Source organism: Burkholderia sp. Se-20378, from assembly GCF_017104665.1.
Taxonomy (GTDB): domain Bacteria; phylum Pseudomonadota; class Gammaproteobacteria; order Burkholderiales; family Burkholderiaceae; genus Burkholderia; species Burkholderia lata.
Genome location: NZ_JAAGPG010000388.1, coordinates 1 through 8,222, shown reverse-complemented (window position 1 = coordinate 8,222; position 8,222 = coordinate 1). Strand labels below are relative to the sequence as shown.

Here is an 8,222-nt window from a genome sequence, read left to right as displayed (position 1 = left end):
CTCTCCGTCGGGCGCGGCCTGCACGCCGCCCGGCCCGCCAGCCAGTCGCGACCCGACCGCCGCCTCCGGGCGGCGGTCGCTTTTTGAGCGTCGGCGGCTGCACATCCTCGTGCATCACGCTTCGTCGTTTCGGCTCCGGCCGCCGCCTCTGCCGATGCGCGCGACTACGGATCCCGGCGTGACACACAGCCATTGCCGTCCCTACAATCGATGCAGCAGCCGCGCGCTCTCCGCGCCGCCGGCACCGAAACGTATGGAATGGACATGAACAAGCGCGCTTCACGAACCGTCGCCGCCTGCCTGTACGCGCTGGCCGCGCTCGCGTGCGCGGCGCCGCCCGTTGCGCATGCAACGAATGACGACACCCCGCACGTCGCGTCGATGACGTCGGGCAATCCTGACGATGGCAGCGCCGGGCGCGACACGCCACCCGCACGCCAGCGACGCATGGATGCGGCCGCAACCACGCCGCCCGATCGCGCGCGCCGGCTGGCGTCGCCGGCAGCCTCCGCCGATCCGCCTTCGTGCCATGCACGGCCCGTGATGACGATGTGCCGCGGTCTGAAATCGAGCGACGCGAAGCGGCGCTGCATGCGCTGCCTCGATCAGTGACGCAGCGCAGCGCACCCGCTTACGCGGCGCGCTGCGCCTCCAGCCATGCCTGGAACATCAGCACCGTCCACAACTGGTGCTGCCAGTTCATCCGGCCGGTCACGTGCTGCCGCCACAGGCGCTCGACCGCAGCCGCATCGAAGTAGCCTTCCTCGCGCAACCGCGACGGCCGCAGCAACGCCTCGGCCCAGTCGCGCAGCGAGCCGCGCAACCAGTGATCGACGGGGGCGCAGAAGCCCTGCTTCGGCCGGTCGATCAGCGCGGACGGCACGTACCGGTCGAGCAGCCGACGCAGCAGCGCCTTCGACTGTCCTTCCGGCAAACGCACGTCCGTCGGCACGCGCCACGCGAATTCGACGACGTGATGGTCGAGGAACGGCATGCGCGTTTCGAGGCTCACCGCCATCGCCGCACGATCGACTTTCGCGAGGATGTCGGTCGGCAGGTACGTGAGCGTATCGATCGCCATCGCCTGTTCGGCGAAGCTCAGGTGCGCGGGCCACGCGGATACGGTGTCGAGCGGCGTCGCCGGCTCCTGCCCCGACAGCGCGAGGCGCTCGGGATGATGCACCGACGACATCAGCAGACGGTACAGCCCGATGCGGCTCTCGGCCGTCATCACGTGGCCGAGCTTGTGCAGGCGATCGCCGATGCGCGTCGCCGATTCGCGCGCCTCCACCCCGCCCCACGCCCCCTGCGCGACGGCCGCGAGCTGGTCCGCGTGATCGGGCCGCAACGCATGCAGCGCGGCGGCGATCCGCGCCCGCACGGCGCCCGGTACGCGATGCAGCTTGCGCCACAGGCGCGGCGTCAGGAAGTAGCGCGTATAGCCGCCGAACAGCTCGTCGCCGCCGTCGCCGGACAGGCTCACCTTCACATGCCGGCGCGTCAGCTCCGAGACGAGAAAGGTCGGGATCTGCGAGGCATCGGAGAACGGCTCGTCGTAGATCGACGGCAGCTTCGGCACGACGCCGAGCGCATGGTCGGCCGTGACGTAGAGCTCGGTATGGCGCGTGCCGAGATGACGCGCGACGGCCTTCGCATAACCGGCTTCGTCGTAGCCCGCTTCATGGAAACCGATCGTGAACGTGTCGACCGGCGTCGACGATTGCGCCTGCATCAGCGCGACGATCGTCGACGAATCGACACCGCCCGACAGGAACGCACCGAGCGGCACGTCGGCCTCCATCTGCCGCGCGACGGCCTGGCGCAGAACCGCGTCGAGCTGGCCGACGGCTTCGTCGGCGCTGCCCTCGAACGGCTGCGCGCGACCGTCCTCGATCGCCTGCTCGAGCGTCCAGTACGCACGCAGGCGCGGCGTGTCGCGCGCATGCTCGAACTGGATATACGTGCCGGGCGGCAGCTTGCGGATGCCGCGATAGATCGTGTGCGGCGCGGGCACGCTCGACTGGCGCAGGTACAGGCACAGCGCGTCACGGTCGATCGCGCCGTCGAAGCCCGGATAGCCGCGCAGCGCCTTCAGTTCGGACGCGAACACGAGCGCGTCGCCGATCCGGCCGTAGTAGAGCGGCTTCTCGCCGATCCGGTCGCGTGCGAGCGTCAGCACCCGCGATTCGCGATTCCACAGCGCGATCGCAAACATGCCGGTCGCGCGCCGCAGCGTCGCCTCGACACCCCACGCGACGATCGCCGCGACCAGCACCTCGCTGTCGGAGTGGCCACGCCACGCCGGTGCACGACCCGCGCGCTCGAGCTCCGCGCGCAGTTCGCGATGGTTGTAGATTTCGCCATTGAAGACCATGACGTAGCGGCCGCACGCGGATGCCATCGGCTGTCGGCCGTGTACCGACAGGTCGACGATCGCGAGCCGCCGGTGGCCGAGCGCAATGCCGGCTTCCGGGTCGACCCAGATCCCCTGCCCGTCCGGCCCGCGATGCGCGAGGCTTGCCGTCATGCGCGCGAGCGTGCCGCGCGCTGTCTCCTCATCGAAGGCGACGCTATTCAGAAAGCCGTCGATTCCGCACATTGATTTGTCCGCCCCTGTTGACCAGTTCCGTCACGCATGGCGCAACCTCGCGGCCCGCCGTCCGGCGTGACGGTCGAGCCATATTACGAAGAAATAATTCAGCAATAATTCATAGGTGAATGCGGCAATCACTCGAAAAAAGCGCTGTCAAGCAGCGTGTGCGCATCGCGACGGCGCGCGCAGCCGAAACCGCCGTCGGGCCAGCCCCGGACGGGCCGGCACGACGGTCATCGGATCACGCGGAGAAAACCGGGGACGGACAGCGTCAGGACGGCAATCGGCGCGCCGCCAGATACGCAAGCTGCGCGCGGTTCTGCACGTTGAAGAGTTTTTCGAGCGAGCGGATATGGTGGCCGACCTTGTGCAGCGACGTGCGCAGCGCGCTCGCGATCTCCTGGTCGGACAGCCCGTGCACGAGCCGGTCGAGCACCTGCAGTTGCTCGTCGCCGAGCGCGAAGCCGCGCATGCGGGCGATACGTGCTTCGAGGAACGGCAGCGCAACGCGATGCACCGCGAGGCTGACCGACAGCGCACCGCCGATCACGCGATCGTCGATCCATTCGGTGCCGTGCGTCTCCGACGTCACGTTCACCGCGACGCGCAGGTCGAGGCGCGGCGCCGACAGGCCGAACAACACGCCGCTGTTCATCCCGTGCGCGCGCAGATGGCCGGCGAGCGCCAGCATCTTGCGGTCGCCGCTGCCCTGCGCGGCCGCCTCGATTTCGTCGAGCCGCCACGCGACCGGAAAGCCGCTCTGCCGCACCTGCGCGAAGCGCGGGTCGCTTTCGTAGAGCATGCCTTCGATAAATGGCTGCATGAAGGTCGCGGGTGCGAGGTCTCGCAACAGATGCGCGCATAAAATGCGCCGCCCGATCATTTCGAAAGCGCCGTAACCGAGCGTACTGAAACCGATTTGCCGCAAGCGCGCATGGCATTGCGCGAAATCGAGCGAAGCCAGGTCGGTTTTACCGGATTCAATTTGAGTGCCGGTAAAAACGTCGTGCCCGATTGCCTGATATTCATTCGAATACGTCGCAGCCGTTGCGATATCGGCTTGCGAGAACCACTCGACGCGTGGTGCGCCGTCAGCATATGTCATGAGGAGCCCGCCCTTTCCCAATATGTGAACCTGCGCCCCGTCACGATCTGGTCTTTGCTTTATGGATTTTTTGGTCGGCGTGATATGCGTGCGAATAGGAATCTTCCGCCGCCATTAGTATTACGGCATATTACGCATACACAGGCATTTTTGTACAATGCCCCCGCGTTTCGTCAGGGATGACGATCGGCGCATATCACACCGATGCTCGATCGCACCGCCGCGAATGCCGTACACGATACGGCCGCCGCCAGGCGATGCGCGTCGATTCCGAGGGATGGCACATGTCCGATATTGCATTGCATGAAGAAGCGGTCGCCCCAACCTTTTCCCGCACGTCGCACGGGCTGAACACGTGCCCGGACGTGCTGCGGGAACGCCCCGTGCAGGTCGTCTGGTGCGACGACGTGAAGCGCGGTGACATCACGCAGCCGCACGCACCGAAGCTCGGCGTCGCCGATACGCTCGCGCACGCGCAGAGCACGGCCGAGCGCAGCCGCATCGTCGCGAGCCTGCTGCATCTGACGGGCTTCTCGACGTTCGCGTACTTCGCGCTCGAATTCGCGCACGAGAGCGTCGAAAGTCTCTACCTGCACGAAGCGTTCACGCCGGCCACCTATCGCGGCGACTACGTGCGGCACAACCATCACGACGTCGATCCGCGCACACTCGGCGCGCGCGTCTGCAACATGCCGATCGTGTGGGACCTGCAGCAGTTGCGCCGCGAACATCGCGAGCGGGACGCCGGCCCGCGCGTGACGCCGGCCGCGCTCGACGGCTTCCTGCAGACGATGCAGGACGACGGGATGTGCAGCGGCATCATGTATTCGATGGCCGTGCCCGGCACGCGGCTGCACGCATTCATGAGCTTCACCGCGCCGCGCCGCACGCGCGAATGGATCACACCCGCGACGATCGAGCAGGCGCTGTCGATCGGGCTGTCGGTACACAAGTTCGCGTCACCGCAGCTGATCTCGACGTCGCGCGAACGCGCGGTGAACGGGCTCACGCCGTTCGAGCAGGAACTGCTGCTCGGCATCGCCGAAGGCGCCTCCGACAAGGAGATCGGCCGACGCCTCGACACCAGCGCGCACAACGTCGACTATCACCTGCGCAAGCTGCGCAAGCGCTTCGGTGTCGCGAACCGGATCCAGCTCACGTACCTGACGTCGAAGCTCGAACTGATCTGACGGTCGCGCACCGTGTGCGGCGTGCCGCATGTGAACGCGTAAACGCACATGCCGGCCACGGAGGCCGGCATGTGCGGGTTGCGGCGCGGTGCCGGGTCCGGCGCCGCTTCCTGGAAGACGACCTGCGTTACTTCAGCAGCGTCATCTGCACCACCTTGACGATCACGAGACCGACCGCGATCACGAGATAGCCGCGCAGCACGGCCATCCAGATCCGCGTCGCGACCGTCATGTTCTGCGGCTCGAGCGTGTCGAGCGGCGGCATGCGCCACGTGTCGCGCAACGAGCGATCGACGGCCGGCTCGACCACACGCTTGTTGCGGCGGATCAATACCGTGGCGATGTAGCCCGCGATCGCGAGCACGGTGCCGCCCACCAGCACGTCGACGATCGCTTCGCCGCTGATGTCCGGATACATCACCGACGCCGTGAGGATGATCGACAGCAGCACGAGCACCCAGATCACCGCGCCGGTGAACACGTTGAGCTTCGTCGAGTTGACCCACGGGCCGAGCACCTGGCGGTCGTTGCACAGCACCAGCAGGAACACCGTCGCGCTCGGCAGCAGCACGCCCGCGAGCGTCTGCACGGCTTCGGTCAGCAGGCCGAGCGGGCTGCCCGGAATCAGCACGAGCGTGGCCGCGGCCGCGACGATGCCGAAATACACGAGATAGAAGCCCTTCGCATCGGACACGCCGCGGTGCAGCGAGTGGCGGATCTTGAACACGTCGCCGATGGCATAGGCCGTCGACAGCGACACGGCCGCCGCGCCGATGATGCACGCGTCGAGCAGCGCCACCGCGAACAGCGTCGCGCTCGTGCGGCCCGCATACTTCTCGAGGCCGGCGATGATGCCGCCCGCATCGGTAAAGTTGCCGGCTTCCGGATGCCCGTTGAACAGCGCGGCGCTGAAACCGATCATCGCGACCGCACCGATCAGCACGAACACGATGCCGATCCACAGGTCGGCCTTTTCATACTTCATGAAGCGCGGCGTGATGCGCTTGTCGATCACGTAGCTCTGCTGGAAGAACAGCTGCCATGGCGCGACGGTCGTGCCGACGATGCCGATCACGAGCAGCATCACGTCCGACAGCTTCGCGTGCGCGGGCCAGTTCGGCACGAAGAAGTCGCGCGTCATCTGCGCGACGGGCGGATGGATCGACACGAGCACCGGCACGAGCAGCAGGCTCAGCACGCACAGCCCGATCGCGAACCGCTCGAAGCGCCTGAAATCCCCGGTACTCACCGCGGCCATGGTCAGCGCCGCGGCCACGCACACGCCGGCCACCTTTGGCAGCCCGAAGAAATCCAGCACGAACGTGATGCCGATGAACTCGGTGACGATGGTGAGCGCGTTGAGCAGGAACAGGTCGATCACGCTGAACGCGCCCCAGAACTTGCCGAATCGCTCGAAGATCAGGCGTGCGTGGCCGACACCCGTGACCGCGCCGAGGCGCAGCACCATTTCCTGGTTCACGTACAGCACGGGCACGAGCAGCAGCAGCGTCCACAGCAGCGTCGTGCCGTAGTTCTGGCCGGCCTGCGTGTAGGTGCCGAATGCGCCGGCGTCGTTGTCGCCGACCATCACGATGAGGCCCGGGCCGATGATCGCGAGCAGCGTGCGCAGGCGTGCCCACCACGTGCCGCGCGAGCCGGTGTCGTGATGCGCGATCGTACCGAGCGCACCGCGGATGTCGCCCAGGTGGGCTTCGTCGAGCACGGCGCTGCGTTCAGCGGCGATCGGTGGAGAAACGTTGGATGGCGTGGACATGATGTGTTCCGTACGGCTAATGGTTATCTGGTGAGCAAGCGATCTTGGAATGCGCGCGGGGCGACCGCCCGATGGCGGTCGCGTGTGCGCATGCCGAGACGCGCTCGGTGCGTCTTTCAGCGGATCAACGATTTCAACTGGTTCAACAGGCGGGAGAACACCCGCGGACGGGCGTCGAGCATCAGCATCGCGTCGTAGTGGTTGCGCGATTCCGTGACGTGCGGGAGATTCGACAGCAGAAGGCCGAAGTTCATGATCTGGCTCCGTGCGGCGACGGCAGGCTGCCGGCCGCGTGTTGGGCGCGGGGCCAGTCCGGGGCCTGAACGACGTGTCAGGCTAGTCGGCCGGATTGTCCCTGCGACCCGGGTTCAAAAGGGTCTGTGCGTGCAACGGGCATAAGGGACAACTGTCACTGTCGTTCATGGCGGCTCCTGTGCGGTGTTCCGGAAAACACGGTTGACCGCCGTCAGGCATGCGGGCCGGCATTCGCGCCCGGGAAAGGGATGCGCGAACGCGGCCGCCTGCCAGGCGGCGGTGAAACCGGACGGCGCATGCGAAAACGCATCACGCTAACCGGCGCGAATCAGGGTGCACGTAGGAATTTGCTGCGGAATACTGCTGCGCGCACCGTTTGCCTGGGAGACAAACGGCGGCTTCGATGAGGCGCGGACGTCGGTCGCTCAGGCGGAAATTTCGTTCGAAGATCGACTACTGCAGGCGTCCAAGGCGGCGGCCCCAAGAGTGAAGATGGCGGATTCTATGGACGGCCCGAAAGTGAAGTCAACCCCTCCCAACCCCATTTCTCGAAATAAATTTCCTGCTTTGCGGCACTGAAAGATTTGCCCTTGAAACGACGTGCCGAAACCTTTCAGCGCGTCACGATACGGACACGATCCGATGTGTGCGAACAACGGCATGGCGCCCCGCCGCCGCCGCTTCGTTCCGGCCTCGTGCCGCGACTGCGCCGCAGCGATCCATGACGACACGCACGCCACACACGGCGCCTTTTATGCGTTTTTTACTTGCGCTGCAGCAAACGACCCGAATACAATCCGCCGCAATTCATCACAGGAGTCCCTCCGTGGACACATGCTCTAGTTGCAGTTCGATGCCGGTCCAGGCCGGCCAAGCCATCGCGAGATAGCAGCCAGACGCATGTCTTACGCCGCTAGCTCGCATTCGTCGGGTTAGCGCGCTTCCTCCCGGGCCGGCCATCGCCGGTTCGTCCGTTGCACGCTCCACCACGTTCCACCCTCCGACCGCAGGCCGCGTCACGCGCCCGCGCTCGATCACGTCGTCCGGCCCGAGCCGGACCGGACGGAGGCAGCGTCATGTTTCTTCAATCGTTCGCGGTCAGACTCAAGCGCGTCGTGCATCACGCATGCGACCGCTCATTCGTATCCGGCCTCTCGCCGCTCGCCCACGCATTCAGCAACTGGCGCGGCACCGCACTCGCCCACGTGCCGGCAGCGCCCCGCCCGCTCGACTGCCTGCTGTTCGCCATGATGGCCGCCGCGGTCGCGCTCGTCGCGCTGCTGTGCTCGGCCGCGCCGCGCCTCG

6 protein-coding genes and 1 pseudogene are annotated in these 8,222 nt (G+C 66.5%); 3 read left to right on the top strand and 4 right to left on the bottom strand.

From position 1 onward, the window contains the following. Positions 1-420 precede the first annotated feature (420 nt). Positions 421-612: pseudogene (locus G3N93_RS29000) on the top strand (lytic transglycosylase); the annotation flags it as partial. A gap of 19 nt (positions 613-631) precedes the next feature. On the opposite strand, the gene asnB reads toward G3N93_RS29000, so the two are convergent. Continuing rightward, entirely contained in the window at positions 632-2,599 is a 1,968-nt protein-coding gene (gene asnB / locus G3N93_RS28995) for an asparagine synthase (glutamine-hydrolyzing) (RefSeq protein ID WP_174985511.1), read from the bottom strand. A 265-nt stretch (positions 2,600-2,864) separates the two neighbouring features. Then, positions 2,865-3,698 (bottom strand): autoinducer binding domain-containing protein, encoded by an 834-nt coding sequence (locus tag G3N93_RS28990; protein ID WP_174945629.1) that lies wholly within the window; start codon positions 3,696-3,698, stop codon positions 2,865-2,867. A 284-nt stretch (positions 3,699-3,982) separates the two neighbouring features. Between G3N93_RS28990 and G3N93_RS28985 the strand changes: the two genes are divergently transcribed. Beyond that, a complete protein-coding gene (locus G3N93_RS28985; RefSeq protein ID WP_206134505.1) occupies positions 3,983-4,888 on the top strand; it encodes a LuxR family transcriptional regulator in 906 nt (301 codons plus the stop codon). Positions 4,889-5,015: 127 nt separating this feature from the next. On the opposite strand, the gene G3N93_RS28980 is transcribed toward G3N93_RS28985, so the two are convergent. Beyond that, entirely contained in the window at positions 5,016-6,662 is a 1,647-nt protein-coding gene (locus G3N93_RS28980; protein ID WP_174937015.1) for an Nramp family divalent metal transporter, read from the bottom strand. 116 nt (positions 6,663-6,778) lie between these two features. Then, a complete protein-coding gene (locus G3N93_RS28975; protein WP_167316036.1) occupies positions 6,779-6,916 on the bottom strand; it encodes a hypothetical protein in 138 nt (45 codons plus the stop codon). Positions 6,917-7,993: 1,077 nt separating this feature from the next. Here G3N93_RS28975 and G3N93_RS28970 point away from each other — a divergent pair. Beyond that, the coding region (locus G3N93_RS28970) for a hypothetical protein (protein ID WP_206134504.1) at positions 7,994-8,222 on the top strand (229 nt) is incomplete at its 3' end.

Coding starts and splice junctions, on each gene's coding strand:
- asnB (WP_174985511.1), bottom strand. CDS start 2,599: ATGTGCGGAATCGACGGCTTTCTGAATAGCGTCGCCTTCGATGAGGAG.
- G3N93_RS28990 (WP_174945629.1), bottom strand. CDS start 3,698: ATGACATATGCTGACGGCGCACCACGCGTCGAGTGGTTCTCGCAAGCC.
- G3N93_RS28985 (WP_206134505.1), top strand. CDS start 3,983: ATGTCCGATATTGCATTGCATGAAGAAGCGGTCGCCCCAACCTTTTCC.
- G3N93_RS28980 (WP_174937015.1), bottom strand. CDS start 6,662: ATGTCCACGCCATCCAACGTTTCTCCACCGATCGCCGCTGAACGCAGC.
- G3N93_RS28975 (WP_167316036.1), bottom strand. CDS start 6,916: ATGAACTTCGGCCTTCTGCTGTCGAATCTCCCGCACGTCACGGAATCG.